The organism is Pseudomonas sp. BN102 (genome assembly GCF_029871245.1).
GTDB lineage: Bacteria > Pseudomonadota > Gammaproteobacteria > Pseudomonadales > Pseudomonadaceae > Metapseudomonas.
On the sequence record NZ_SSON01000073.1, the window covers coordinates 253,589 to 279,850 of the forward strand.

The following is a 26,262-nucleotide window of genomic DNA, read 5'->3' on the forward strand; positions in this document are numbered from 1 at the left end:
GCAACAAACACTGTTGTCTTGGTGAACAATTAGAAAGTCTGGCCCAGGGAGAACTGGAACACCTGGGTATCGGCATTGTCCGGCTTCTTAACCGGCATGCCCAGACTGAAGCTCAACGGCCCGAGCGCGGTGATCCAGGTCAGGCCCACACCAACGGAGCTGGCCAGTTCGCCGGCGTTGATGCTGCTGCAGTCCGGGGACGACGAGGCGCAGCTGGTATCGAACACGTTACCCACATCCCAGAACAGCACGGTACGCAGCTGGCGCTGGTCCTTGACGAAGGGCAGCGGGAACAACAGCTCGACGCCGCCCTGGATCAACACGTTGCCGCCGAAGGGTAGCGGATCCTGGTCCGGGTCGGTGCAGCGGCCGGTTTCATCGCAGGTGCCGGCCGGCAACGCGGAGCCGTCGGCAGCGCGCGCGACACTAGGCGTACTGCGCGGGCCGAGGCTGCTGTCCTCGAAGCCGCGTACGGAGTTGAAACCGCCCGCGAAGTAGTGCTCGTAGAACGGCAGCTCGGAGGTGGAGCCGTAGCTGTCGCCATAGCCCAGCTCGGTGTGGAAGCGCAGCGCGGTGTTCTGCGTCAGCGGGGTGAACAGCTGGCCGCGGTAGTCGAGCTTGAAGAACGACAGGTCGCTACCCGGCAAGGTGCTTTCCAGCACCAGGCTCTGCGAGTGTCCGCGAGTCGCCAGCACACCCTTGTTCAGGGTCGAATCGGACCAGCCGACGGACGCCTTGAGGTTGGTGTAGTTGTCGCCTTCGTTTTCGATGAAGTCGAAGATCTCGTCGACGGTGTAGATGCCGGTGTTGATCTTGTCCTGTTGCAGGGTCAGACCGTAGGTCAGGCGCGAGGTCTCGCTGATCGGGTAGCCGATGCTGACGCCGGCGCCCAGGCTGTCCACCGCGTAGCTGGATACGTCGACGTCGAGGTCGTCGTAGTCGGTGCTGCGATAGAAGGCGTTGTAGCCCAGGCTGACGCCGTCGACGGTCCAGTAGGGGTCGACGAAGCCGAAGTTGTAGCGGGTCTGGTACTCGGAACGGGTCAGGCCGATGCTGACCTTGTTACCGGTACCCAGGAAGTTGTTCTGGCTGATGGAGCCGCCGAGGATCAGGCCGGCGCTCTGGGCGAAGCCGACGCTGGCGGTGATAGAGCCGGACGGCTGCTCTTCGACGCTGTAGTTGACGTCCACCTGGTCGTCGGTGCCGGGCACCTGCGGGGTTTCGACGTTGACTTCCTTGAAGAAGCCGAGGCGCTCCAGTCGGGTCTTGGACTGGTCGATCAGGTAGGTCGAGGCCCAGCCACCTTCCATCTGGCGCATTTCGCGGCGCAGCACTTCGTCTTCGGTCTTGGTGTTACCGCGGAAGTTGATGCGGTTGACGTAGGCGCGTTTGCCCGGGTCCACCACGAAGGTGATGGAAACGGTGTTGTCCTCGTCATGGGCTTCCGGCACGCCGTTGACGTTGGCGAAGGTGTAGCCCTCGTTGCCCAGGCGACGGGTGATCAGCTCGGAGGTGGTGGTCATCACCTTGCGCGAGAAGACCTGTCCTTCCTGTACCAGCAGCAGGGACTTCACGTCCTCCTCGGGCACCTTGAGGTCACCGGAGAGTTTCACTTCACGGACGGTGTACTTCTCGCCTTCATCCACGTTGACGGTGATATAGACGTGCTTCTTGTCCGGAGTGATGGATACCTGGGTGGACGAGATATCCATGTTGATGTAGCCGCGGTCCAGGTAGTAGGAGCGCAGGCGCTCCAGGTCACCGGAGAGCTTCTCGCGGGCGTACTTGTCGTCGTTCTTGAAGAAGGACAGCCAATTGGTGGTCTTGAGTTCGAACAGCTCGATCAGGTCTTCGTCGGGGAAGACGGTGTTGCCCACCACGTTGATGTGCTGGATGGCTGCAACCGAACCTTCGTTGATGTTGATCTTCAGCGCCACGCGGTTGCGCGGCTGCGGGATCACTTCGGCTTCGATCTCGGCGGAATAACGGCCCTGGGCCACGTACTGGCGCTGCAACTCGTTACGCACGCCTTCAAGGGTGGCGCGCTGGAAGATCTCGCCTTCGGCCAGGCCGGACTGTTTCAGGCCCTTGAGCAGGTCTTCGGTGCTGATGGCCTTGTTGCCTTCGATCTCGATGCTGGAGATCGACGGGCGTTCGACTACGGTGATCACCAGCACGTCGCCGTCGCGGCCGAGCTGGATGTCCTGGAAGAAACCAGTCTTGAACAGCGCGCGGGTCGCCTCGACCAGGCGACGGTCGTCCGCCGGTTCGCCTACATTGAGCGGCAGGGCCCCGAAGACGCTGCCGGCGGAAACCCGCTGCAAGCCGTTGACGCGGATGTCGGAGATGGTGAAGGACTCGGCGTGAACCTCGGCGATCATGAGTGCGGCAAGCACCGCAGGTAGCAGCAGGCGTTTCATGAAGTCCTTTTTTTATTCCAACCGGTAATAAAGAATCTGCCGCGCAAGGCGGCAGACTCGACATTCAGTGATTCGTTACAGACGGCTCAGATCGTTTACCAGGGCGAGCAACATGATCCCCACGACCAGACTGATACCGATCTGCACCCCCCAAGCCTGCACCCGTTCTGACAATGGGCGTCCACGCGCCAATTCGATCAGATAGAAGAGCAGGTGCCCCCCGTCCAGGACAGGGATCGGCAACAGATTGAGAACCCCCAGGCTTATGCTCAGATAGGCGAGGAAGTTCAGGAAGTCCCCCACCCCGGACTGGGCCGAAGCGCCCGCCACTTTAGCAATGGTTATCGGCCCGCTCAAGTTTTTTACCGAGAGCTCACCAAGCAACATTTTCTTTAGGGAATCCAGAGTTAGCAGGCTCATGGACCAGGTCCGGGCCGCTGCCTCGGTCACCGCATCGAGCGGTCCGAAGCGGACTTCACGAAGCATTTCCGCCGGCCACTCGACACCTTTCACCCCGGCGCCGAGGTAACCGCTACGGGCTTCACCCTCGCCACGGGCAGCCAGGGTCAGCTGGACATCACGCACCTCGCCCTGGCTTTCGACACTGAGGGTGATGCGTTCGGCGGGGCGCTTGCGCACTCGCTCGACCAGTTGCTGCCAATCGTCCAGGGCCTGGCCATCGATGGCCAGCAGGCGGTCGCCAGGCTTGAGACCGGCGGCCTGGGCCGGGCCTTTCGGATCCAGTTCGGCGAGTACGGGGGCAATGGCCGGACGCCAGGGCGTGATGCCGAGGGCGTTGATGGGATCGGGTTCCTCGACGCCCTTGAGCCAATCATTGAGCTGCAGTTCGCGGGGTTGCTCGGTGCTGGCGCCTTCTTCGCGCACGCCCACCAGCAAAGTGCCGCTTTCACCCAAGCGACGAACCAGCTGCAGGTTGACCTGATTCCAGCCACTGACGGCCTCGCCGTCCACCGAAACGATTTCCTGGCCGGACTCGAGCCCCGCCTGGGCGGCGATGCTGTCCGCAGCCACAGTGCCGATGACCGGGCGCACCTGCTGGCTGCCAAGCATGGCCAGCACCCAGAAGAACAGCAGCGCGAGCAGGAAGTTGGCGATCGGACCGGCCGCCACGATGGCGATACGTTGACCGACCGGCTTGCGGTTGAAGGATTGCCCGAGCAGTTCGGCGGGTACTTCGGCCTCGCGTTCGTCGAGCATCTTCACGTAGCCGCCGAGCGGAACGGCGGCCACGACGAACTCGGTGCCATGGCGGTCATGCCAGCGCAGCAACGGCGTGCCGAAGCCCACGGAAAAACGCAGGACCTTGACCCCGCAGCGCCGCGCAACCCAGAAATGGCCGAATTCGTGGAAGGTCACCAGCACCCCGAGAGCAACCAGGGTGCCGAGAATCATGTATAGCGCGCTCATCGGTTTCCTCCGGGACTACCGCCCCTGACGGACCAGCCATTGCTGCGCCGCCGCCCGGGCATGGGCATCGGCCTGCAGTACGGCGTCCAGCGTTTCGACCGCCGTGGCGGCTTCACGGTTCAGCACCTCATCGATGATACTCGCGATCTCGGTGAAGCGGATGCGTCGATCCAGGAAGGCCGCGACCGCCACCTCGTTGGCGGCATTCAGCATGGCCGGCGCGCTGCCGCCCTCCTCCGCCGCCAGTCGCGCCAGGCGCAGGCAGGGGAAGCGCTGTTCGTCCGGCGCCTGGAAATCCAGGCGGGCCACGGCGAACAGGTCCAGCGGCGAAACGCCACTATCCATGCGCTCCGGCCAGGACAGCGCATGACTGATGGGAGTGCGCATGTCCGGATTGCCGAGCTGCGCCAGCACGGAGCCGTCCACGTAGTCGACCAGGGAATGGATCACGCTCTGCGGGTGGATCACCACCTCGACCTGGGCAGGCCGGGCATCGAACAGCCAGCAGGCCTCGATCAGCTCCAGGCCCTTGTTCATCATGCTCGCCGAGTCCACGGAGATTTTCCGGCCCATGGACCAGTTGGGGTGGGCGCAAGCCTGCTCGGGCGAAACGCCCGGCAACTGCTCCAGCGGCATCTCACGGAAAGGTCCGCCAGAGGCTGTCAGGAGAATCCGCCGCACGCCCACGGACTCAAGGCCACGCGAGTAGTCCCGCGGCAGGCACTGGAAGATCGCATTGTGCTCGCTGTCGATGGGCAACAGCACGGCACCACTGCGCCGCACCGCCTGCATGAACAAGGCGCCGGACATCACCAGCGCTTCCTTGTTGGCCAGCAGCACGCGCTTGCCCGCCTCCACCGCTGCCAGGGTCGGCTCGAGGCCGGCGGCGCCGACTATGGCCGCCATCACGGCATCCACCTCCGGATGCGCGGCAACCTCGCAGAGCCCCGGCACCCCGACCAGCACACGGGTGCGCAGGCCGGCCGCGAGGAGGCCGCCCTGCAAGTGCCGTGCGGCGTCCGCGTCGGGGACCACGGCGAATTCCGGCCGATGGCGCAGGCACAAGGCCTCCAGCTCGCTCAGGCGACTGAAACCACTGAGGGCGAAGACCTGGTAACGATCGGGATGACGGGCGATGACATCCAGGGTGCTGAGACCGATGGAACCGGTCGCTCCCAGCACGGTAATGCGTTGCGGTTGACTCACAGAGCACCCCAGCCGGCGGCCCAGAGCAGCGCCGCGAAAAGCGGAATGGCCGCGGTCAGGCTGTCGATTCGATCGAGTACGCCGCCGTGGCCCGGCAGCAGGTTGCTGCTGTCCTTGATGCCCGACTGGCGCTTGAACATGCTCTCGGTCAGGTCACCCACCACCGAGACCAGCACCACCAGGGCAGCGCCGGCCAGCGCCAATACCAGCTCGAAACCAATCCAGCCGCGGTAGAGGCCGACGCCGGCAGTGATCAGTAGGCTGGCCAGCAGGCCACCCACCAGGCCTTCCCAGCTCTTGCCGGGGCTGACTTGGGGCGCCAGCTTGCGCTTGCCAAAGGCCTTGCCGGAGAAATAGGCGCCGATGTCGGCCGCCCAGACCAGCACCATCACCGCGAGGATCAGCCAGTTGGCCAGCGGCCATTGCTTGAACAGCACCAGACCCTGCCAGGCAGGCAGCAGAATCAGCAGGCCGATCACCAGCTTGCCGGGGGTACCGCCCCAGTAGCGACTGGTTTCGGGATAGCCCAGCACGAGGACGGTCGCCGCCCCCCACCAGAGCACACCCAGCACCAGCACCAGCGGCGCCAGGACGGGCACGAGATAGAGTCCATAGAGGAGCGCAGCGACCAGCAGACCATAGGCGATGCGTTGCGGCTGGGCCGAAAAACCCGCCAGGCGCGCCCATTCCCAGCCACCGAGGCTGACGACGCCCCCGATGAACAGGGCGAAGGCACCGCCATCCAGCAGGAAGAAGCCCGCAAGGGCGATGGGCAGCAACACCAGGGCGGTGATGACGCGTTGCTTCAGCATTTGGCTCGGGCCTCGGCTTCTAGCTGCTCGCTGGTCTTGCCGAAGCGGCGCTGTCGCCTGGCATAGTCAGCCAGCGCCTTGCGCATGGCTTCGTGCTTGAAGTCAGGCCAGAAGAGGTCGGAAAAGTACAGCTCGGCATAGGCAATCTGCCAGAGCAGGAAGTTGCTGATGCGATGTTCGCCACCGGTGCGGATGCACAGGTCGGGCAACGGCAAGTCGCCGGTGACCAGGCAGCTTTGCAGCAACTGCGGGGAAATGTCCTCGGCCTGCAGGTGACCGGCTTGGACCTCGCGCGCCAGGCGCTGGGCGGCCTGGGTGATGTCCCACTGGCCACCATAGTTGGCGGCGACCTGGAGGATGAACTTCTGGCGGCCGGCGGTCAGTTGCTCGACCTCGCGCATGGCGGCCTGCAGCTCCGGATGGAAGCGCGAGCGATCGCCGATGATGCGCAGGCGGATATCATTGTCGTTCAGGCGCCGCGCCTCGCGGCGCAGGGCCCCGAGGAACAGCTCCATCAGCGCGCCGACCTCCTCGGCCGGGCGCTGCCAGTTCTCACTGGAAAAGGCGAACAGGGTGAGCACCTCGACACCGGCATCGGCGCACACCTCGATCACCGCTCGGACCGCGTCGACGCCGGCCTTGTGGCCAGCGACGCCGGGCAGCAGGCGCTTCTTCGCCCAACGGTTGTTACCGTCCATGATGATCGCCACATGCCGTGGCACCGCCGGATTGACGCCTTGCTGGGATTTGTCCATGACGACTCCGGACGTCAGACAGCCATCAAGTCGTTTTCTTTGGCTTCCAGAGCCTTGTCGACTTCGGCCACGAACTTGTCCGTCAGCTTCTGGACGTCATCGGCAGCACGACGCTCCTCGTCTTCGCTGATTTCCTTTTCCTTGACCAGGTCCTTCAGTTGGGCCAGGGCGTCACGACGGATGTTGCGCACGGCGACACGGGCGTTCTCGGCCTCTGCGCGCGCCTGCTTGGTGTAACCCTTGCGGGTTTCCTCGGTCAGGGCGGGCATCGGCACACGGATGGTGGTGCCGGCGGTAGCCGGGTTCAGGCCCAGGTCGGAGGTCATGATGGCCTTTTCCACAGCCTGGATCATGCTCTTGTCGAACACGGTCAGGGCCAGGGTGCGGGAGTCTTCGGCGATCACGTTGGCCACCTGGCGCAGGGGAGTGTCGGCGCCATAGTAGGACACCATCACGCTGTCCAGGATGCTCGGATGCGCGCGCCCGGTGCGGATCTTGGCGAAGGCGTGATCCAGCGATTCCAGGGTTTTCTTCATGCGCTCCTGCGCGTCTTGCTTGATCTCGTTGATCATTTTTCGCCCTCCTCGATCAGGGTTCCTTCGGCGCCGCCGACCACGATGTTCAGCAGGGCACCCGGTTTATTCATATTGAAGACCCGTAGCGGCATCTTCTGGTCACGGCACAGACAGATGGCCGTGAGGTCCATGACACCCAGCTTGCGATCCAGCACCTCGTCATAGGTCAGGCGCTCGAACTTCTCGGCATTGGGGTCCTTGAACGGGTCGGCAGTGTACACGCCATCGACCTTGGTGGCTTTCAGTACCAGGTCGGCATCCACCTCAATGGCGCGCAGGCAGGCGGCCGAGTCGGTGGTGAAGAAGGGGTTGCCGGTGCCGGCGGAGAAGATCACCACTTCGCCGGAACTCAGGTGGCGCACGGCCTTGCGGCGATCGTAGTGGTCTGTGACGCCGACCATGGAGATGGCGGACATGACCAGCGCGGGGATGTTCGAGCGCTCCAGCGCATCGCGCATGGCCAGGGCGTTCATCACAGTGGCCAGCATACCCATGTGGTCGCCGGTCACCCGATCCATGCCGGCAGCGCTCAGCGCCGCACCACGGAACAGGTTGCCGCCGCCGATCACCAGGCCGACCTGCACGCCGATGCCGACCAGTTGGCCGATCTCCAGCGCCATGCGATCGAGGACTTTCGGATCGATGCCGAACTCCTCGGAGCCCATCAGGGCCTCACCGCTGAGTTTGAGCAGAATGCGTTTGTAGCGAGGTTGGCGGCCACTCACCTGCTGAGCCATTGCGTATCTCTCCTGCGGCGCGATGTGAATTCGTGGGCCTAGCGGCCCGAAGTACTGGCGAGTCCTGAGACTGCGCATACGGCAGTTGGTGCCCGAGGACCAGACCTGCCGCGGAAACCGCCCCGAATCGGTTCCCCAGTTTGACGAAGAGGCCGCACGCGTTAGCGGGCAGCCTCTTGCGGGGCGACAGCCGAGGCTGTCTTATTGCTTGGTAGCAGCGACTTGTGCAGCTACTTCGGCAGCGAAGTCGACTTCGACCTTCTCGATGCCTTCGCCCACTTCGTAACGAACGAAGGAAACGATCTCGGCGCCGGCTTTCTTGGCCAGGTCACCGACCTTGACTTCCGGATCCTTGACGAACGGCTGCTCGACCAGGCTGGCTTCGGCGAGGAACTTGGCGATACGGCCCTTGACCATGTTCTCGACGATGTTTTCCGGCTTGCCCGCGATCTTGTCGGCGTTCAGGGCCAGGAAGATTTCCTTTTCCTTGGCGATGGCTTCTTCGGAAACCTGGGAAGCATTCAGGAACTGCGGGTTGCTGGCAGCCACGTGCATGGCGATGTCCTTGGCCAGTTCGGCGTTGCCGCCGTTCAGGCAGACAACCACACCGATGCGGTGGCCGTGCAGGTAGGCGCCAACCACGTCACCTTCCACGCGGGTCAGGCGGCGAATGTTGACGTTCTCACCGGTCTTGGAGACCAGGGCCAGACGGGCTTCTTCACGAGCCTCGACCAGCGGGGCGGCGTCGGTCAGCTTGTCGTTGAAAGCCTGCTCCAGGGAAGCGGCGACGAAGCCTTTGAAGTCGTCCTGCAGGGCCAGGAAGTCGGTCTGGGAGTTGACTTCGATGATGACGGCGGCCTTGTTGTCGGCAGCGACCTTGACGGCGATGGCACCTTCAGCGGCGATGTTGCCGGACTTCTTGGCGGCCTTGATGGCACCAGCGGCGCGCATGTCGTCGATGGCCTTCTCGATGTCGCCGTCGGCGGCGGTCAGGGCCTTCTTGCAATCCATCATGCCGAGGCCGGTACGCTCACGCAGTTCTTTGACCAGGGCTGCAGTAATCTCTGCCATGTCGCAATCCTCTTGAATAGGTTTTCAACCATTCAGCCCGGGGTCCGGGCATTCACAATTCGGAGGTGGCAAAAAGGGGGCTTAGCCCCCTTCTTGCGCACCGGGTAACGCTAGACGGCTGTCAACTCAGCCTTCAGCGGCCTCGGAGGCAGCTTCTTCGACGAACTCGTCAGGACCGCCAACGGCATTCTGACGGCCGCGGATTACAGCATCAGCAACGCTGGCAAGGTACAGCTGAACGGCGCGGATGGCGTCGTCGTTACCCGGGATGACGTAGTCAACGCCTTCAGGGCTGCTGTTGGTATCGACAACGCCGATGACCGGGATGCCGAGCTTGTTGGCTTCGCTGATGGCGATGCGCTCGTGGTCCACGTCGATCACGAACAGCGCGTCCGGCAGGCCGCCCATGTCCTTGATGCCGCCCAGGCTACGCTCGAGCTTCTCGAGGTCGCGGGTGCGCATCAGGGCTTCTTTCTTGGTCAGCTTGGCGAAGGTGCCGTCCTGGGACTGGGTTTCCAGCTCGCGCAGGCGCTTGATGGACTGACGGATGGTCTTGTAGTTGGTCAGCATGCCGCCCAGCCAGCGGTGATCGACGTACGGGGAGCCGCAACGAGCAGCTTCTTCGCGAACGATCTTGCCAGCGGAACGCTTGGTGCCGACGAACAGAACCTTGTTCTTGCCCGCAGCCAGCTTCTCAACGAAGCTCAGGGCGTCGTTGAACATCGGCAGGGTTTTTTCAAGGTTGATGATGTGGATCTTGTTGCGCGCACCGAAAATGTACTTGCCCATTTTCGGGTTCCAGTAACGGGTCTGGTGACCGAAGTGCACACCGGCCTTCAGCATATCGCGCATGTTGACTTGGGACATTTCTATTCCTCGATAAGTCGGGTTATGCCTCCACGCATCCCAATATCCAACCCTTTCGGGCACCCAGGATATCGTGTCGATACGTGTGTGGGTTTGAGCTCCCGGGCACAGCTGCCCTGAAAGCGGCGCGTTTTATAGCATAAAAATCGGCTGCAAGCTACAAGAGGCAGACTGCAAGAGGGACAGCCTCCGCTTGCGGCTTCTGGCTTGCGGCTCGAAGCTGATAACATTGCCTCCTTTATACGTATGCCCCGAGACCCCCTATGACCGTCACCATCAAGACGCCCGCCGAAATCGAGAAGATGCGCGTTGCCGGCCGCCTGGCCGCCGAAGTGCTGGAGATGATCGGCGAGCATGTCAAACCCGGCGTGACCACCGAGGAACTGGACCGCATCTGCCACGACTACATCGTCAACGTGCAGCAGGCCATTCCCGCGCCCCTCAATTACAAGGGCTTCCCCAAGTCGATCTGCACCTCGATCAACCACGTGGTCTGCCACGGCATCCCCAATGACAAGCCGCTCAAGGATGGCGACATCCTCAACATCGACGTGACGGTGATCAAGGACGGCTACCACGGCGACACCAGCAAGATGTTCGCCGTGGGCAAGATCCCGGAATGGGCCGACAAGCTCTGCCGCGTGACCCAGGAATGCATGTACAAGGGCATCCAGCTTGTCCGGCCGGGGGCGCGCCTGGGCGACATCGGCGAAGTGATCCAGAAGCACGCCGAGAAGCTGGGCTACTCGGTGGTCCGTGAATACTGCGGCCACGGCATCGGCGCCGTGTTCCACGAGGAGCCCCAGGTCCTGCACTACGGCCGTGCCGGCTCCGGCATGGAGCTCAAGGAAGGCATGACCTTCACCATCGAGCCGATGATCAACCAGGGCCGCCCGGAAACCCGCCTGCTCGGCGACGGCTGGACCGCCATCACCAAGGACCGCAAGCTCTCCGCCCAATGGGAGCATACGGTGCTGGTGACCGCCGACGGCTACGAAATCTTCACCCTGCGCAGCGATGACACCCTGCCGCGCACCGCGCCCTGATCACGGAACCCTATAAGGAAGGCCGCCCCATGCCGCAGGTGGATCCCGAGTTGTTCGACCGTGGGCAGTTCCAGGCGGAACTGGCCTTGAAGTCCAGCCCCATCGCTGCATTCAAGAAAGCCATACGCCAAGCCCGCGAAGTGCTCGACAACCGTTTCGCCAACGGCCGCGACATCCGTCGCCTGGTGGAAGACCGCGCCTGGTTCGTCGACCAGATCCTGCGGGCGGCCTGGGAACGCTTCGGCTGGAGCGAAGACGCCGAAATCGCCCTGCTGGCGGTGGGCGGCTATGGCCGCGGCGAGTTGCACCCCTACTCCGATATCGACCTGCTGATCCTGCTGGACAGCGCCGACCACGAAGTCTTCCGCGAGCCCATCGAGGGCTTTCTCACCCTGCTCTGGGACATCGGCCTGGAAGTCGGCCAGAGCGTACGCTCGGTCGCCGAATGCGCCGAGGAGGCCCGCGCCGACCTGACGGTGGTCACCAACCTGATGGAAAGCCGCACCATCGCCGGCCCCGAGCACCTACGCCAGCGCATGCTCGCGGTCACCAGCCCGGAACAGATGTGGCCGAGCAAGCACTTCTTCCTCGCCAAGCGCCAGGAGCAGAAGGCCCGTCACGCCAAGTACAACGACACCGAATACAACCTGGAGCCCAACGTGAAGGGCTCGCCCGGCGGCCTGCGCGATATCCAGACCATCCTCTGGGTCGCCCGCCGCCAGTTCGGCAGCCTCAATCTGCATGGCCTGGTGCAGCAGGGTTTCCTGGTGGAAAGCGAGTGCAGCATGCTGGCCTCCAGCCAGGAGTTCCTCTGGAAGGTTCGCTACGCCCTGCACATGCTCGCCGCCCGCGCCGAAGACCGCCTGCTGTTCGATCACCAGCGCAAGATCGCCAGCCTCCTCGGCTTCGAGGACGGTGACGGCAAGCTCGGCATCGAGCGCTTCATGCAGAAATACTACCGGGTGGTGATGGGCGTCTCAGAGCTCAGCGACCTGATCAACCAGCATTTCGAGGAAGTCATCCTGCGCGCCGGCGAAACCGGCCAGGCGCAGCCGCTGAACAGCCGCTTCCAGCTGCGCGACGGATACATCGAAGTGACCCACCCCAACGTCTTCAAGCGCACCCCCTTCGCCCTGCTGGAAATCTTCGTGCTGATGGCCCAGCACCCGGAGATCAAGGGAGTGCGCGCGGACACCATCCGCCTGCTGCGCGACAGCCGCCACCTGATCGACGACGACTTCCGCAAGGACATCCGCAACACCAGCCTGTTCATCGAGCTGTTCAAGTCGAGCCAGGGCATCCACCGCAACCTGCGGCGGATGAACCGCTACGGCATCCTCGGCCTGTATCTGCCGGAGTTCGGCCAGATCATCGGGCAGATGCAGCACGACCTGTTCCACATCTATACGGTGGACGCCCACACCCTCAACCTGATCAAGCACCTGCGCAAGCTGAAATGGCCCGAGCTGGCGGAGAAGTTTCCCCTCGCCAGCAAACTCATCGACAAGCTGCCCAAACCCGAGCTGATCTATATCGCCGGTCTCTACCACGACATCGGCAAGGGTCGTGGCGGCGACCACTCGGAACTGGGCGCGGTGGACGCCGAGGCCTTCTGCGCGCGCCACCAGTTGCCGGTGTGGGATTCGCGCCTGGTGGCCTGGCTGGTGCAGCACCACCTGGTGATGTCCACCACCGCCCAGCGCAAGGACCTCTCCGACCCGCAGGTGATCTTCGACTTCGCCCGCCTGGTGGGCGACCAGACCCGCCTGGACTACCTCTACGTGCTCACCGTGGCCGATATCAATGCCACCAACCCGAGCCTGTGGAACTCCTGGCGCGCCAGCCTGCTGCGCCAGCTCTATACCGAGACCAAGCGCGCCCTGCGCCGCGGCCTGGAAAACCCGCTGGACCGCGAAGAGCAGATCCGCCAGACCCAGTCCGCCGCCATCGACATCCTGGTGCGCAACGGCATCGACCAAGACGATGCCGAGCAGCTCTGGTCGCAGCTGGGCGACGACTACTTCCTACGCCACACGGCCAGCGACGTGGCCTGGCACACCGAGGCCATCCTCCAGCACCCGGCCGGCAACGACCCGCTGGTGCTGATCAAGGAAACCGCCCAGCGCGAGTTCGAGGGCGCCACCCAGATCTTCATCTACGCCCCGGACCAGCACGACTTCTTCGCCGTGACGGTGGCGGCCATGAGCCAGCTCAATCTGAACATCCACGACGCACGGATCATCACCTCCACCAGCCAGTTCACCCTCGACACCTACATCGTGCTCGACGCTGACGGCGGGCGGATCGGCGAGAACCCGGCACGCATCCGCGAGATCCGCGAAGGCCTGATCGACGCCCTGAAGAACCCGGACGAGTACCCGGCGATCATCCAGCGCCGGGTGCCGCGCCAGCTCAAGCACTTCGCCTTCCCGCCCCAGGTGACCATCTCCAACGACGCCCAGCGCCCGGTGACCATCCTCGAGCTGATCGCCCCCGACCGCCCCGGCCTGCTGGCGCGTATCGGGCGCATCTTCCTGGAGTTCGACCTGTCGCTGCAGAACGCCAAGATCGCCACCCTCGGCGAGCGCGTGGAAGACGTATTCTTCGTCACTGACGCCAACAACCAGCCGCTGTCCGATCCCGAGCTCTGCCGCAGGCTGCAGGAGGCCATAGTCTCCCAGCTGTCCCGGGCCAACGGACAGGGCCTGGACCCGACCCGGATTAGCATCTGAACCCGTAGGGTGCAATAAGGCCGCAGGCCGGATTGCACCGTTTCGCCCACGACCTCCCTGTTGACGCCCTACAACCATGAACGAAGCCCTGAACCACCTGCAGCCCTACCCCTTCGAGAAACTCCGCGCCCTGCTGGCCGGCGCCCAGCCGCCAGCGGAGAAGAAAGCCATCGCCCTGTCCATCGGCGAGCCCAAGCACCGTTCCCCGGCCTTCGTCGCCGAAGCCCTGTCGGCCAACCTCGAACAGCTGGCGGTCTATCCCACCACCCTGGGCATCCCGGCCCTGCGCGAAGCCATCGCGCAGTGGTGCGAGCGCCGCTTCAAGGTGCCGGCCGGCTGGCTCGACGCCGCCCGTCACGTGCTGCCGGTGAACGGTACCCGCGAAGCGCTGTTCGCCTTCACCCAGGCCGTGGTCAACCGTGCCGATAACGGCCTGGTGGTCAGCCCCAACCCCTTCTACCAGATCTATGAAGGCGCGGCCCTGCTGGCCGGCGCCGAGCCGCACTACCTGCCCTGCCTGGCGGAGAACGGCTTCAACCCGGACTTCGATGCCGTGCCGGCCGAGGTCTGGCAGCGCTGCCAGGTCCTCTTCCTCTGCTCGCCGGGCAACCCCACCGGTGCGCTGATCCCGCTGGAGACCCTGAAAAAGCTGATCGCCCTGGCCGATGAGCACGATTTCGTGATCGCCGCCGACGAGTGCTACAGCGAACTCTACTTCGACGAACAGAATCCGCCCGCCGGCCTGCTGACCGCCTGCGCCGAGCTGGGCCGCTCCGACTTCGCCCGCTGCGTGGTCTTCCACAGCCTGTCCAAGCGTTCCAACCTGCCAGGCCTGCGCTCCGGCTTCGTTGCCGGCGACGCCGCGATCCTCAAGTCCTTCCTCCTGTATCGCACCTACCACGGCTGCGCCATGCCGGTGCAGACCCAGCTGGCCAGCGTCGCTGCCTGGAACGACGAGGTCCACGTGCGCGCCAACCGCGCCCTGTACCGCGAGAAATTCGACGCCATGCTGGATATCCTTGGCGACGTGCTGGACGTGCAGCGCCCGGATGGCGGCTTCTACCTCTGGCCGAAGACCCCGGTGGACGACGAAACCTTCACCCGTGAACTGTTCGCCCGCGAACACGTCACCGTGGTGCCGGGCTCCTACCTGTCGCGCGCCGTCGAGGGCTTCAACCCTGGCGCTGGTCGCGTGCGCATGGCGCTGGTAGCCCCGCTGGCCGAATGCGTCGAAGCCGGCGAACGTATCCGCGACTTCATCAAGCGACTTTGAGTTTCGAAGGACAAGCGAAGATGAGCATCACCCTCTACGGCATCAAAGCCTGCGACACCATGAAGAAGGCCCGCACCTGGCTCGAGGAGCACGATGTGGCCTACAGCTTCCATGACTACAAGGCCTCGGCCATCGACCGCGCCAGCCTGGAGAAATGGTGCGCCGAGCACGGCTGGGAAACCGTCCTGAACCGTGCGGGCACCACCTTCCGCAAGCTGGACGACGCGCAGAAGGCCGATCTCGACCAGGACAAGGCCGTCGCCCTGATGCTGGGCCAGCCCTCGATGATCAAGCGTCCTGTGCTCGACCTGGGTGGGCGCACCCTGGTCGGCTTCAAGCCCGACGCCTACGCATCGGCGCTCAAGTAACCATGGACATCGCCTGGGCGCTTTTCATCCCAGCCTGCTTCGCGCTGAACATGGCGCCGGGGCCGAACAACCTGCTGTCGCTGCACAATGCGGCGCGCCAGGGTGTGCGCAGCGCCTGCCTGGCCGGTGCCGGCCGATTGCTGGCGTTCGCCGGGATGATCGCCCTCGCCGCGTCCGGCCTGGCCCTGGTCCTGGTCCTGGTCCTGGTCCTGCAGGCTTCGGCCAGCCTGTTCCTGGCCATCAAGCTGCTGGGCGCCGGCTACCTGTTCTGGCTCGCTTTCCAGCTCTGGCGCGCACTGGGCAGCAGCTTCGCCGAACAGGGCGAGGGCACCCGGCTGCCCTTGTGGAAGCTGTCGCGCCAGGAGTTCTGGGTTGCCGCCAGCAACCCATAAGACTACCGATCTAAACTTTCCATTGGGCACAAAAAAAGGCCCGGCACCGCAAGGAATCCCTATGGCGCCGGGCCTTTTGCTTATCTGAAGGAACTAGGCACATAAATATAGAATTTTCGGAGATGATCTATGCGCAATGAGCATCCACTCCTAGATCGCAGGGAAGAGCTGCAAGCGCCGACTGCTCCCTATCCACCTCCAAGGATCTCGCCGGCTTCGCACTCATGTTGCTGATTGGTACTTCACCTTCCGGGTCATGCGCTGCGGGCTCGGCCTGCCCCGGCACCCTATCCCGACCGGCTGGCCGAGGCATGTCCGGAGTGCCCCGAAGGAGATGCGAGGTCGCCCTGCAATTCGTCCAGGGCGGGATCTGGGGTTTTATCCAGATCAATGATTGACGCAAGATACGCCGCAGAAAATCCTACAGCACCACATTGCCATAACATATTACTGTACGCTTTTCTCTCTCAGTCGTGAGTCCGCTCACGCGATTATTGCCTTACGGCTGTGTTCAAGACAGCCGCCGCGTGAATTATCAAAGGCGCAAACAAGACACCAATCTATAACTGCCAACATACCAGCTCATGGAATGAATATGAAATCCCTCAAGTTCATATTAGCGATCCTGCTAGCCACACTCACCAGCACGGTTAGGATGGGTTCCCCCATACCAGCAGGTGCCGAGCTGATTAGCGATAAGATTACCGTAGATATCGCTCGAAAAACCTTCCTCCTGGCATCGCCACCGCAGACGTTCTCCCCAGAGGAACTGGACGAGAGAAGTGTACAGGTCAAGAATTGGATGATCAGCATGGGAGGGAACAACTGGTACAAAGGTTATCTGGAACGATATGGCTACCCGACGAGTCCGGAAGAAATGAAAGTTTCCTCACTGATCGGACTGAAGAGCCAGACTCTGGGAAAGTACTACATCCACTCGCCTCTGATATCCACAGCATCCGTTACAGCCAAGGGCTGTGGTCCGGACTTCGCGACCAGCATTACGGAAAAAGCCTTATGCGCGCTCGCGAATCGGGACTCGGCGATTGCATTCAATGACAGTGCAGCGCTGACGAAATTCAGAGAATTGGCCGCATGGTTCCTCGCCAACCAGAATGACGGCAAATGGGAGTGGAGCATGGATGTGCCCTCACGAAATCAGAAGGCGCCCTGGATATCAGGTCTTTCTCAGGCCATGGGGATATCTGTCCTGTTGCGGGAATACCAACTCTCCAACGATCCCGCCTATCTGGAGGCTGCCAGAAAGGCACTTGGCTGGATTCAGATGCCTCTCAAGGAAGGCGGCCTTGCGGTGAAAATGAAAAAGGGCACCTGGTATGAAGAGTATCCAGACGCCGCAAACCCAAGCCATATTCTCAATGGGCACATGTGGGCACTCTTTGGCATCTGGGACTTCTATCGCGTGACAGGAGACGAGAACGCCAAGAAGATGTTCGACCAGGGAGTAGTGGCATTGACGGCCGAACTCGACAAATATGATGTCGGATACTGGTCCGTATATGCGCAAACCAACCGGCTAGACATGGTGACGGGCGCCTATCAGCAGTTCATCATTGAACAGCTTCGCGTGATTCATGCAATCACCAACATCAAAAAGTTTGAAGATACTGCCAATCGGTGGGCAGCCTCGATGACGAATGATTCAATGTTCATCCACAACGCAGCAAACGAATTCATCAAGGCTAATCCCGAAATCGTAGGAAAAAAGATTGCGTACAAGAACTGAGACAACGACCTTAGTTATCGGCCTTGCGGGCGCTCCACCGGCCTGACCCCGCCTGCGCTACCGAAAGTGGTACAAAAAAGCCCGGCAGATGCCGGGCATTTATTGTGTCTGCTCGCCTCGCTGGAGCCGCCCATGCCGCTTGCCTCGATCATTACTACGTCTCGATTGACTGGATGACCAGAGAGTTCCCCGAATTCAAGGAGCTTTGCCAGTCGGTCTTGCTGACCGTCCAATCAGCCCACCTGGAGCAGGCTTAGTCCCCACCGGACGAGGGGCCCACCCGCAGGGCATAATTCTGGCAGGCCTTCAGGGCGATCAGCCCCTGATCCCCATCACCGGTGATCCTGACAATTCGTTGAGCATGCGCTGGGTCAAGTTGGGCTCGCGGGGTTCCATCCACCAAGCCTCCGGCGGCGGTGGTGGCTGGCACTCCACAACTGACGAAGGTGGCGGCGTCTGCGGCATCGAGGATGACTGACAACCGGAGTTCAGTAGTAGCGAGATCATCACGCACCCCTCATCCCGTAATGTCAAAGACTCATCAAGATGCAGGCCTCGCTCTGCCGCCCACGCGCTTGCATACTGAGCCTGCCCGTCGGCGCTGTGGCCAGAAGCCTGGCGCGGATCGGAGAAGCGCAAATAGCTGTATACTTTGGCGCCATTTTTTGGCATGCCGCGAGCCCCTGGAAGCGACCGATGACGAACACCGTGCATAGGATAGATTCGCCATCGTCCGGCAACCCCAAGGCCATCCTGTTCTTCACCGCCTTCCTGCCGCAGTTCGTCACTCCGCAGCAGGCGGTTGGCCCGCAGTTCCTGGCTTTGGGGCTAGCCTTCCTGGTCCTGGAATGGCTGGCCATCCTGCTCTATGCCCTGGCCGGCCTGCACCTCGGCCGCCTGCTCGCCGGGCCCCGCGCCCGGCGCCTGTTCAACCGTGGTTGCGCCGCCCTGCTGGGCAGCGCAGGGCTGGGCCTGCTGCTCAGCCGTCGCCCCGCCTTATAAACCCCATTCAGCAAGAGGAATCCCCATGTCCAACGCTCTCTTCAGCATCGCCTTCGGCGTCGGCACCCAGAACCGCCAGGGCAACTGGCTGGAAGTCTTCTACGCGCAACCGCTGCTCAAGCCTTCCGAGCAACTGGTCGTCGCCGTCGCTCCGGTCCTCGGCTACAGCGCCGGCAACCAGGCCATCGCCCTGAGCAAGACTCAGGCCGCCGAACTGGCCAGCGCCCTGAAAGACATCGACGCCACCCAGGCCGCCCTGCTGACCCGCCTGGCCGAGAGCCAGAAGCCGCTGGTCGCCACCCTGCTGGCCGAAGATGCCGCCCTGACCTCCACCCCCGAGGCCTATCTCAAGCTGCACCTGCTCTCCCACCGCCTGGTCAAGCCCCACGGCCTGAACCTGACCGGTATCTTCCCGCTGCTGCCCAACGTGGCCTGGACCAGCCAGGGCGCCGTCGACCTGGCCGAACTGGCCGAGCGCCAGCTGGAAGCCCGCCTGAAAGGCGAGCTGCTGGAAGTCTTCTCGGTGGACAAGTTCCCGAAGATGACCGACTACGTCGTGCCGGCCGGCGTGCGCATCGCCGACACCGCCCGCGTGCGCCTGGGCGCCTATGTGGGTGAAGGCACCACCGTGATGCACGAAGGCTTCATCAACTTCAACGGCGGCACCGAAGGCCCGGGCATGATCGAAGGCCGCGTCTCCGCAGGCGTCTTCGTCGGCAAGGGTTCGGACCTGGGCGGCGGCTGCTCCACCATGGGCACCCTGTCCGGCGGCGGCAATATCGTCATCTCCGTGGGCGAAGGCTGCCTGATCGGCGCCAACGCCGGCATCGGCATCCCGCTGGGCGACCGCAACATCGTCGAAGCCGGCCTCTACATCACCGCCGGCACCAAGGTCGCCCTGCTGGACGAAAAGAACCAGCTGGTGAAAGTGCTCAAGGCCCGCGACCTGGCTGGCCAGCCCGACCTGCTGTTCCGCCGCAACTCGCAGAACGGCGCCGTCGAGTGCAAGACCAACAAGACCGCGATCGAGCTCAACGAAGCGCTGCACGCGCATAACTGATAGGAGCAGCCACAAGCTGCAAGCCTTAAGCTGCAAGAAGAGTCGCTTGAAGCTTGCAGCTTGAGGCCTATGTCTATGTTGATGTCCCCCTGGCGCTCCGACTTCCCTGCCCTATCGGCCCTCGCGGCCGAGGGACAGACCTACCTCGACACCGCCGCCACTTCGCAAAAACCCCAGGCCGTACTGGATGCCCTGCTCGGCTACTACGCCAGCGGCGCAGCCAATGTGCATCGCGCCCAGCACCTGCCTGGCGAGCGCGCCACCCGCGCCTTCGAAGGCAGCCGCACCCAGGCGGCGCACTGGCTGAATGCCGCCAGCCCCGCGGAAATCCTCTTCACCCGCGGCACCACCGAAGCCATCAACCTGTTGGCCTACGGCCTGGAACACCTGTTCCAGCCCGGTGACGAGATCGTCATCAGCGCCCTGGAACACCACGCCAACCTGTTGCCTTGGCAGCAGCTGGCCCTGCGCAGGCAACTGAAACTGGTGGTACTGCCGCTCGACGATCGCGGCCAGATCGACGTGGAACAGGCGCGGCAACTGATCGGCCCGCGCACCCGACTGCTGGCCGTGAGCCAGCTGTCCAACGTCCTCGGCCGCTGGCAGCCGCTGACCGAGCTGCTACCTCTGGCCAGGGCCCAGGGCGCGCTGACCGTAGTCGACGGCGCCCAGGGCGCGGTGCATGGCCGCCATGATGTACAGGCCCTGGGTTGCGACTTCTACGCATTCTCCAGCCACAAGCTCTACGGCCCGGACGGCATCGGCGTGCTCTACGGCCGCAGCGAGGCCCTGGCGCGCCTGAAACACTGGCAGTTCGGCGGCGAGATGGTCCACACCGCCGCCTACCAGACGGCCGACTTCCACGGCGCGCCGCTCGGCTTCGAGGCCGGCACCCCGGCCATCGCCTCGGTGATCGGCCTGGGCGCCGCACTGGACTACCTCGCCAGCCTCGAAGCCGCCGCCATCGCCGGCCATGAAGCGGCCCTCCACGCCAAGCTGCTGGCCGGGCTCACCGCGCGGGACGGCGTACACCTGCTCGGCGAACCCCAGCTGGCCCTGGCCAGTTTCAGCGTCGATGGTGTGCACAACGCCGACCTGGCGCACCTGCTTACCGAGCAGGGCATCGCCGTGCGCGCCGGCCATCACTGCGCCATGCCGCTGATGCAGAGCCTCGGCCTGCAGGGCGCCATCCGCGTCTCCCTTGGCCTCTACAACGACGGCGATGACCTGGAGCGCTTCTTCGGCGCGCTGGACAAGGCCCTGGAGCTGCTGAGATGAGCCTCCCGGACAAGGCCCGCGAAGCACTGGACACTTTCACCGCCGCCGGTGGCTGGGAACAGCGGGCACGCCTGCTGATGCAGTGGGGCGAACGGCTGGAAGCCCTGGATGAGACTGAACGCAGCGACGCCAACCGGGTGCATGGCTGCGAAAGCCAGGTCTGGCTGGTGGGCGAACGCCAAGGCGACTACTGGCACTTCCGCGCCAATAGCGACGCCCGGCTGATCCGTGGCTTGCTGGCCGTGCTGCTGGCCCGGGTCGACGGCTTGCCGGCCGGGGAGCTGGCAGCGTTGGACCTGGCGGACTGGTTCAACCAGCTGGGCCTGGCCCGGCAATTGTCGCCATCGCGTAGCAATGGCCTCAACGCCGTCCTCAAGAAAATGCGCGAGATGGCGGGTGACTAACCCTGTAGGGGCGAATTCATTCGCCAGGCAGGACGCAGTCCTGCCGGTAGGTTGGCGCTGAGGAACGAAGCCCAACAGGGACACCCACCCGACACCGTTGGGCTTCGCGTAGCTCAGCCACAACCTACCGGTAGGAGCGAATTCATTCGCGAAAGGACGGCGTAGCCGTCCCTAGGAAGCGTTCCGCTCCGAAGGCCGGCGCGCCCCCGCCACCAACTTATCCACAATCCGCGCCGCTGCCACCATGCCGAAGGTGGCGGTGACCATCGTCACAGCGCCGAAGCCGCCGGCGCAGTCCAGCTTCACCCCTTCGCCGACGAAGCTCTTCTGCTGGCACACCGAGCCGTCCGGCTTGGGGTAGCGCAGTTGCTCGGTGGAGAACACGCAGGGCGCGCTGTAGGTGCGCCCCGGCGTGCGCGAGAAGTTGTAGTCCCGGCGCAGCGTCGAGCGCACCTTGGCCGCCAGGGGGTCGTTGAAGGTCTTGTTCAGGTCGGCGACCTGGATCTGCGTCGGGTCCACCTGGCCGCCGGCGCCACCGGTGGTGACGATCTGGATCTTGCGCCGCTTGCACCAGGCGATCAGCGCAGCCTTGGCCGCCACGCTGTCGATGCAGTCGATCACTGCGTCCATCTCGGGCCTGATGTACTCGGCCATGGTCTCGCGGGTGACGAAGTCGGCCACCGCATGGACCACGCAGGCCGGGTTGATGGCGCGGATGCGCTCGGCCATCACGTCCACCTTGGCCTTGCCCACGGCCCCCTCCATGGCGTGCACCTGGCGGTTGGTATTGGTGATGCAGACGTCGTCCAGGTCGAACAGGGAAATCTCGCCCACTCCGGAGCGCGCCAGGGCCTCGGCCGCCCAGGAACCCACGCCGCCGATGCCGACCACCGCCACATGCGCCGCCTGCAGCCGCGCCAGCCCGTCCAGGCCGTAAAGCCGGGCGATGCCGCCGAAACGCTCGTCTGTACTCATCCCAATCACTCCCATCGCCAACTACCGGGCGGGCGCGCATTATAGGAAGCGCCATCCCTGGGCCCAAGTCCATTGCCGCTGAATGGTGGCCCATAGATTCGGGCGCGGTCCGCGGGGGCTATAGTCGGCTGATAACGACAAGGGAGCCGGTCATGCGCAACTTCACTTTCTACAACCCCACCCGCATCCATTTCGGTGAAGGCCAGATCTCCAAGCTGGCACGGGACATTCCCGCCGGCAGCCGGGTGCTGGTGACCCACGGTGGTGGCAGCATCTTCCAGAACGGCGTCTGGCAGCAGGTGGAGGAAGCGCTGACCGGCCACCACCTGACCCGCTTCGGCGGCATCGAGGCCAACCCCCAGTTCGACACCCTGGTCAAGGCAGCCCAGCTGGCCAAAGCGGAACAGTGCGATTTCATCCTCGCCGTGGGCGGCGGTTCGGTGATCGACGGCAGCAAGTTCATCGCCGCGGCTGCCTGCCATGACGGCGACCCGCTGGAACTGCTCAGCGGCAAGCGCATTACCGCCGCGCTGCCCCTGGGCTGCGTGCTGACCCTGGCCGCGACCGGTTCCGATAGCAATCCCCACGGTGTGGTCACCCATGTCGCCCGCCAGGAGAAACTGCCCTTCTCCAGCGCCCTGCTCTATCCGCGCTTCGCCATCCTCGACCCAAGCACCACCTTCAGCCTGCCGACGCGGCAGATCGGCAATGGCGTGGTGGACGCCTTCGTCCACACCATCGAGCAATACCTGACCTACCCGGCCGATGCGCCGCTGCAGGACCGCTACGCCGAAGGCCTGCTGCTGACCCTGATAGAGGAAGGCCCGAAGGCGCTGGCCGACCCCGAGGACTACGCGGTGCGCGCCAACCTCATGTGGTGCGCCACCCAGGCGCTGAACGGCCTGCTCGGCTGCGGCGTGCCCCAGGACTGGTCGACCCACATGATCGGCCACGAACTCACCGCCCTCTACCACATCGACCACGCCCAGACCCTGGCCGTGGTGCTGCCGGCACTGCTGGCCGAACGCCGCCAGGTCAAGCGCGAGAAGCTGCTGCAGTATGCCGCGCGCGTCTGGGGCCTGAAGGAAGGCGACGAGGACCAGCGCATCGACGCCGCCATCCAGGCCACCCGTGACTTCTTCAAGCGCATGGGCGTACCGACCCGTCTGTCCGAACATGGCCTGGACGCCGACGTGATTCCCCAGGTGCTGGCCCAGCTGGAACGCCATGGCATGACCGCGCTGAGCGAGCGCCGCGACCTCGACCTGGAGGTCAGCGAGCGCATCCTGCTGCGCGCCCTCTGAGGCTGACCCGCATCGATCCTGGCCGGATTTTTCCAAATTCGGCCGAACTTCTGCCGCATCCGAAGACCAAAACGTCTGGCGGGGGATGGCCATCCAGCCTTCCCTGCTGGTTGCAATCTATACAGCTGTTGGGCGCCGGGGTAGGATTCGCGCCGACCAGTACCCCGCTGGCCCTATTCCTAGTTCCATGCTTCGGAACCTTTGACTTCTATGCCATCGCGTAAATTTGGACTCAACCTGGTGGTCTTCGTGGCTGTCGCCGCGTTGTTCACCGGCATCTGGGCGCTTTACAACCGCCCGGTCACCGCGCCGGACTGGCCGGAACAGATTTCCGGTTACTCCTTCTCGCCTTTCCGCTTGGACCAGAACCCCCAGCAGAACCGCTACCCCAACGACCAGCAGATCCGCCAGGACCTCGAGTTGGTGAGTAAGCAGACGGACAACATCCGCACCTACTCGGTGGACGGCACCCTGGCCGACATCCCGCGCCTGGCCGAGGAATTCGGCCTGCGGGTGACGCTGGGCATCTGGATCAGCCCGGACGAGGAGCGCAACGAGCGCGAGATCGCCAAGGCCATCGAGATCGCCAATGCCTCCCGCAGCGTGGTTCGCGTGGTGGTGGGCAACGAAGCGCTGTTCCGCCGTGAGATCAGCCGCAAGGACCTGATCGTCTACCTCGATCGGGTACGTGCCGCGGTGAAGGTACCGGTGACCACATCCGAACAGTGGCACATCTGGCTCAAGTACCCCGAACTGGCCAAGCACGTCGACCTGGTGGCCGCCCACGTGCTGCCGTACTGGGAATTCGTGCCGATGGAGGACTCCACAGAGTTCGTCCTGGAACGCGCCAAGGACCTGAAGAAGGCCTTCCCGAAGAAGCCGCTGCTGCTGTCCGAGGTGGGCTGGCCGAGCAACGGCCGCATGCGCGGCGGCGCCGACGCCTCCCAGGCGGACCAGGCCATCTACCTGCGCACCCTGGTCAACGCCCTCAACTCCAAGGGCTACAACTACTTCGTGATCGAGGCCTTCGACCAGCCGTGGAAGGCCAGCGACGAGGGCTCGGTGGGCGCCTACTGGGGTGTCTACAACCTTGAACGCCAGCCCAAGTTCGCCTTCGAAGGCCCGGTGATCGCCATTCCGCAATGGCGCATGCTGGCCGTCGCTTCGGTGGTCATGGCGCTGCTCGCCCTGGCCATGATGCTGATCGACGGCAGCGCCCTGCGTCAGCGCGGCCGCACCTTCCTGACCTTCGTCGCCTTCGCCGGCGGCTCGGTGCTGGTGTGGATCGCCTACGACTACAGCCAGCAGTACAGCACCTGGTTCAGCCTGACCGTGGGCCTGCTCCTCGGCGTGGGTGCCCTCGGCGTGTTCATCGTCCTGCTCACCGAGGCCCACGAGCTGGCCGAGGCGGTCTGGGTGCGCAAGCGCCGGCGCCCCTTCCTGCCGGTGCTGGCCGACGCCGCCTACCGACCCAAGGTGTCGGTGCACGTGCCCTGCTACAACGAGCCGCCGGAGATGGTCAAACAGACCCTCGATGCCCTGGCCAACCTCGACTATCCGGACTACGAAGTCCTGATCATCGACAACAACACCAAGGACCCGGCGGTCTGGGAACCGGTGCGCGACTATTGCGAACAGCTGGGCCCGCGCTTCAAGTTCTTCCACGTTGCCCCGCTGGAAGGCTTCAAGGGCGGCGCGCTGAACTACATCCTGCCCTACACCGCGCCGGATGCCGAAGTTGTCGCGGTGATCGACTCCGACTACTGCGTCGACCGCAACTGGCTGAAGTACATGGTTCCGCACTTCGCCGATCCGTCGATCGCCGTAGTGCAGTCGCCGCAGGACTACCGTGACGGCAACGAGAACACCTTCAAGAAGCTCTGCTACGCCGAGTACAAGGGCTTCTTCCACATCGGCATGGTCACCCGCAACGACCGCAACGCCATCATCCAGCACGGCACCATGACCATGATCCGCCGTTCGGTGATGGACGAGCTGAAGTGGGCCGACTGGACCATCTGCGAAGATGCCGAGTTGGGCCTGCGCGTGTTCAAGACGGGTTATGCCGCCGCCTACGCCCACCAGAGCTTCGGCCAGGGCCTGATGCCAGACACCTTCATCGACTACAAGAAGCAGCGCTTCCGCTGGGCCTACGGCGCCATCCAGATCATGAAGGGCCACGCCCGCAGCCTGTTCCTGGGCAAGGACTCCCAGCTCAAGCGCGGCCAGCGCTACCACTTCATCGCCGGCTGGCTGCCCTGGGTCGCCGATGGCCTGAACATCTTCTTCACCGTTGGCGCCCTGCTCTGGTCGGCGGCGATGATCATCGTGCCGCAGCGGGTCGACCCGCCGCTGCTGATCTTCGCCATCCCGCCGCTGGCGCTGTTCTTCTTCAAGGTGGGCAAGATCGTCTTCCTCTACCAGCGCGCCGTAGGGGTCAACCTGAAGGACGCCTTCTGTGCGGCGGTGGCGGGGCTCGCGCTCTCGCACACCATCGCCAAGGCGGTGCTCTACGGCTTCTTCACCAAGAGCATTCCCTTCTTCCGCACGCCGAAGATGCGCACCAACCATGGCGTGCTGATGGCCCTGGCTGAAGCCCGCGAAGAAGTCTTCATCATGCTCCTGCTGTGGGGGGCCGCCATCGGCATCGCCGTGGTCCAGGGCATGCCCAGCCCGGACGTGAAGTTCTGGGTGGCCATGCTGCTGGTCCAGTCGCTGCCCTACCTGGCGGCGCTGATCATGGCCCTGCTCTCTTCCCTGCCCAAGTCCCAGGAGGCGGAGCAGGAAGTCGCCACCGCCTGACGGCGATG

At 63.9% G+C, this 26,262-nt stretch carries 20 protein-coding genes and 3 pseudogenes; 12 read left to right on the forward strand and 11 right to left on the reverse strand.

Features of this window, described 5'->3' with window-relative positions; genetic code table 11:
• Positions 1-29 precede the first annotated feature (29 nt).
• From bamA to rpsB, 9 genes are all read right to left on the reverse strand, one after another.
• On the reverse strand, positions 30-2,420 hold the full coding sequence (gene bamA, locus E8F12_RS20575; protein ID WP_280327029.1) for an outer membrane protein assembly factor BamA: 2,391 nt from the start codon (positions 2,418-2,420) through the stop codon (positions 30-32).
• Between the two features lie 75 nt (positions 2,421-2,495).
• Positions 2,496-3,848, reverse strand: a complete 1,353-nt coding sequence (gene rseP, locus E8F12_RS20580; RefSeq protein WP_280327031.1) for a sigma E protease regulator RseP — start codon at positions 3,846-3,848, stop codon at positions 2,496-2,498.
• 15 nt (positions 3,849-3,863) lie between these two features.
• Entirely contained in the window at positions 3,864-5,054 is a 1,191-nt protein-coding gene (gene ispC, locus E8F12_RS20585) for a 1-deoxy-D-xylulose-5-phosphate reductoisomerase (RefSeq protein ID WP_280327033.1), read from the reverse strand.
• Entirely contained in the window at positions 5,051-5,866 is an 816-nt protein-coding gene (locus tag E8F12_RS20590; protein ID WP_280327034.1) for a phosphatidate cytidylyltransferase, read from the reverse strand. Before E8F12_RS20590 ends, ispC begins: the two co-directional genes overlap by 4 nt.
• The gene (gene uppS, locus E8F12_RS20595) at positions 5,860-6,621 is read right to left on the reverse strand and encodes a polyprenyl diphosphate synthase (RefSeq protein ID WP_280327035.1); all 762 of its coding nucleotides are present in this window, start codon (positions 6,619-6,621) and stop codon (positions 5,860-5,862) included. Before uppS ends, E8F12_RS20590 begins: the two co-directional genes overlap by 7 nt.
• Before the next feature lie 14 nt (positions 6,622-6,635).
• Entirely contained in the window at positions 6,636-7,193 is a 558-nt protein-coding gene (gene frr / locus E8F12_RS20600; protein WP_280327036.1) for a ribosome recycling factor, read from the reverse strand.
• Positions 7,190-7,933 (reverse strand): UMP kinase, encoded by a 744-nt coding sequence (gene pyrH, locus E8F12_RS20605; RefSeq protein WP_280287064.1) that lies wholly within the window; start codon positions 7,931-7,933, stop codon positions 7,190-7,192. The genes frr and pyrH overlap by 4 nt, the downstream gene beginning before the upstream one ends.
• A gap of 201 nt (positions 7,934-8,134) precedes the next feature.
• The gene (gene tsf, locus E8F12_RS20610; RefSeq protein WP_280287063.1) at positions 8,135-9,004 is read right to left on the reverse strand and encodes a translation elongation factor Ts; all 870 of its coding nucleotides are present in this window, start codon (positions 9,002-9,004) and stop codon (positions 8,135-8,137) included.
• A 126-nt stretch (positions 9,005-9,130) separates the two neighbouring features.
• Positions 9,131-9,871: a 30S ribosomal protein S2 gene (rpsB, locus tag E8F12_RS20615; RefSeq protein WP_280287062.1), complete on the reverse strand. Its 741-nt coding sequence runs from the start codon at positions 9,869-9,871 to the stop codon at positions 9,131-9,133.
• 263 nt (positions 9,872-10,134) lie between these two features.
• On the opposite strand from rpsB, the gene map reads away from it, so the two are divergent.
• From map to E8F12_RS20645, 6 genes and pseudogenes are all read left to right on the forward strand, one after another.
• On the forward strand, positions 10,135-10,917 hold the full coding sequence (gene map, locus E8F12_RS20620) for a type I methionyl aminopeptidase (protein ID WP_280327037.1): 783 nt from the start codon (positions 10,135-10,137) through the stop codon (positions 10,915-10,917).
• Between the two features lie 29 nt (positions 10,918-10,946).
• Positions 10,947-13,649 carry a [protein-PII] uridylyltransferase gene (locus E8F12_RS20625; protein ID WP_280327038.1) on the forward strand — a complete coding sequence of 901 codons (2,703 nt, stop codon included), beginning with the start codon at positions 10,947-10,949 and terminating at the stop codon, positions 13,647-13,649.
• A 76-nt stretch (positions 13,650-13,725) separates the two neighbouring features.
• Entirely contained in the window at positions 13,726-14,922 is a 1,197-nt protein-coding gene (gene dapC / locus E8F12_RS20630; RefSeq protein ID WP_280327039.1) for a succinyldiaminopimelate transaminase, read from the forward strand.
• Between the two features lie 20 nt (positions 14,923-14,942).
• Positions 14,943-15,290, forward strand: coding sequence for an ArsC family reductase (locus E8F12_RS20635; RefSeq protein ID WP_280327040.1), 348 nt, complete (start codon positions 14,943-14,945; stop codon positions 15,288-15,290).
• Positions 15,291-15,292: 2 nt separating this feature from the next.
• Positions 15,293-15,679 (forward strand): annotated as a pseudogene (locus E8F12_RS20640) (LysE family transporter); the annotation flags it as partial.
• A 598-nt stretch (positions 15,680-16,277) separates the two neighbouring features.
• Complete coding sequence (locus E8F12_RS20645) at positions 16,278-17,429, forward strand: D-glucuronyl C5-epimerase family protein (protein ID WP_280327041.1); 1,152 nt, start codon at positions 16,278-16,280, stop codon at positions 17,427-17,429.
• 253 nt (positions 17,430-17,682) lie between these two features.
• Here E8F12_RS20645 and E8F12_RS29945 read toward each other — a convergent pair.
• A pseudogene (locus tag E8F12_RS29945) lies at positions 17,683-17,943 on the reverse strand (lysis protein); the annotation flags it as partial.
• 215 nt (positions 17,944-18,158) lie between these two features.
• On the opposite strand from E8F12_RS29945, the pseudogene E8F12_RS20650 reads away from it, so the two are divergent.
• The 4 genes and pseudogenes from E8F12_RS20650 to E8F12_RS20665 form a co-directional block, all read left to right on the forward strand.
• A pseudogene (locus E8F12_RS20650) lies at positions 18,159-18,431 on the forward strand (LysE family transporter); the annotation flags it as partial.
• A gap of 25 nt (positions 18,432-18,456) precedes the next feature.
• A complete protein-coding gene (gene dapD / locus E8F12_RS20655) occupies positions 18,457-19,491 on the forward strand; it encodes a 2,3,4,5-tetrahydropyridine-2,6-dicarboxylate N-succinyltransferase (RefSeq protein ID WP_280327042.1) in 1,035 nt (344 codons plus the stop codon).
• A 75-nt stretch (positions 19,492-19,566) separates the two neighbouring features.
• On the forward strand, positions 19,567-20,769 hold the full coding sequence (locus tag E8F12_RS20660; protein WP_280327043.1) for a cysteine desulfurase: 1,203 nt from the start codon (positions 19,567-19,569) through the stop codon (positions 20,767-20,769).
• Positions 20,766-21,173 (forward strand): SufE family protein, encoded by a 408-nt coding sequence (locus tag E8F12_RS20665; RefSeq protein ID WP_280327044.1) that lies wholly within the window; start codon positions 20,766-20,768, stop codon positions 21,171-21,173. Before E8F12_RS20660 ends, E8F12_RS20665 begins: the two co-directional genes overlap by 4 nt.
• A gap of 171 nt (positions 21,174-21,344) precedes the next feature.
• Here the strand turns inward: E8F12_RS20665 and tcdA are convergent, their stop codons facing one another.
• Positions 21,345-22,148: a tRNA cyclic N6-threonylcarbamoyladenosine(37) synthase TcdA gene (tcdA, locus tag E8F12_RS20670; RefSeq protein ID WP_280327045.1), complete on the reverse strand. Its 804-nt coding sequence runs from the start codon at positions 22,146-22,148 to the stop codon at positions 21,345-21,347.
• 152 nt (positions 22,149-22,300) lie between these two features.
• Here tcdA and E8F12_RS20675 point away from each other — a divergent pair, with 152 nt between their 5' ends.
• Both E8F12_RS20675 and E8F12_RS20680 read left to right on the forward strand, forming a co-directional pair.
• The gene (locus E8F12_RS20675) at positions 22,301-23,452 is read left to right on the forward strand and encodes an iron-containing alcohol dehydrogenase (protein WP_280327046.1); all 1,152 of its coding nucleotides are present in this window, start codon (positions 22,301-22,303) and stop codon (positions 23,450-23,452) included.
• A gap of 210 nt (positions 23,453-23,662) precedes the next feature.
• On the forward strand, positions 23,663-26,254 hold the full coding sequence (locus E8F12_RS20680; RefSeq protein ID WP_280327047.1) for a glycosyltransferase: 2,592 nt from the start codon (positions 23,663-23,665) through the stop codon (positions 26,252-26,254).
• Positions 26,255-26,262: the final 8 nt, after the last annotated feature.

Excerpts from the sequence above, each read along its gene's own strand:
- bamA (WP_280327029.1), bottom strand. The coding sequence starts at position 2,420 with ATGAAACGCCTGCTGCTACCTGCGGTGCTTGCCGCACTCATGATCGCC.
- rseP (WP_280327031.1), bottom strand. The coding sequence starts at position 3,848 with ATGAGCGCGCTATACATGATTCTCGGCACCCTGGTTGCTCTCGGGGTG.
- E8F12_RS20590 (WP_280327034.1), bottom strand. The coding sequence starts at position 5,866 with ATGCTGAAGCAACGCGTCATCACCGCCCTGGTGTTGCTGCCCATCGCC.
- uppS (WP_280327035.1), bottom strand. The coding sequence starts at position 6,621 with ATGGACAAATCCCAGCAAGGCGTCAATCCGGCGGTGCCACGGCATGTG.
- frr (WP_280327036.1), bottom strand. The coding sequence starts at position 7,193 with ATGATCAACGAGATCAAGCAAGACGCGCAGGAGCGCATGAAGAAAACC.
- pyrH (WP_280287064.1), bottom strand. The coding sequence starts at position 7,933 with ATGGCTCAGCAGGTGAGTGGCCGCCAACCTCGCTACAAACGCATTCTG.
- tsf (WP_280287063.1), bottom strand. The coding sequence starts at position 9,004 with ATGGCAGAGATTACTGCAGCCCTGGTCAAAGAACTGCGTGAGCGTACC.
- rpsB (WP_280287062.1), bottom strand. The coding sequence starts at position 9,871 with ATGTCCCAAGTCAACATGCGCGATATGCTGAAGGCCGGTGTGCACTTC.
- map (WP_280327037.1), top strand. The coding sequence starts at position 10,135 with ATGACCGTCACCATCAAGACGCCCGCCGAAATCGAGAAGATGCGCGTT.
- E8F12_RS20625 (WP_280327038.1), top strand. The coding sequence starts at position 10,947 with ATGCCGCAGGTGGATCCCGAGTTGTTCGACCGTGGGCAGTTCCAGGCG.
- dapC (WP_280327039.1), top strand. The coding sequence starts at position 13,726 with ATGAACGAAGCCCTGAACCACCTGCAGCCCTACCCCTTCGAGAAACTC.
- E8F12_RS20635 (WP_280327040.1), top strand. The coding sequence starts at position 14,943 with ATGAGCATCACCCTCTACGGCATCAAAGCCTGCGACACCATGAAGAAG.
- E8F12_RS20645 (WP_280327041.1), top strand. The coding sequence starts at position 16,278 with ATGAAATCCCTCAAGTTCATATTAGCGATCCTGCTAGCCACACTCACC.
- dapD (WP_280327042.1), top strand. The coding sequence starts at position 18,457 with ATGTCCAACGCTCTCTTCAGCATCGCCTTCGGCGTCGGCACCCAGAAC.
- E8F12_RS20660 (WP_280327043.1), top strand. The coding sequence starts at position 19,567 with ATGTTGATGTCCCCCTGGCGCTCCGACTTCCCTGCCCTATCGGCCCTC.
- E8F12_RS20665 (WP_280327044.1), top strand. The coding sequence starts at position 20,766 with ATGAGCCTCCCGGACAAGGCCCGCGAAGCACTGGACACTTTCACCGCC.
- tcdA (WP_280327045.1), bottom strand. The coding sequence starts at position 22,148 with ATGAGTACAGACGAGCGTTTCGGCGGCATCGCCCGGCTTTACGGCCTG.
- E8F12_RS20675 (WP_280327046.1), top strand. The coding sequence starts at position 22,301 with ATGCGCAACTTCACTTTCTACAACCCCACCCGCATCCATTTCGGTGAA.
- E8F12_RS20680 (WP_280327047.1), top strand. The coding sequence starts at position 23,663 with ATGCCATCGCGTAAATTTGGACTCAACCTGGTGGTCTTCGTGGCTGTC.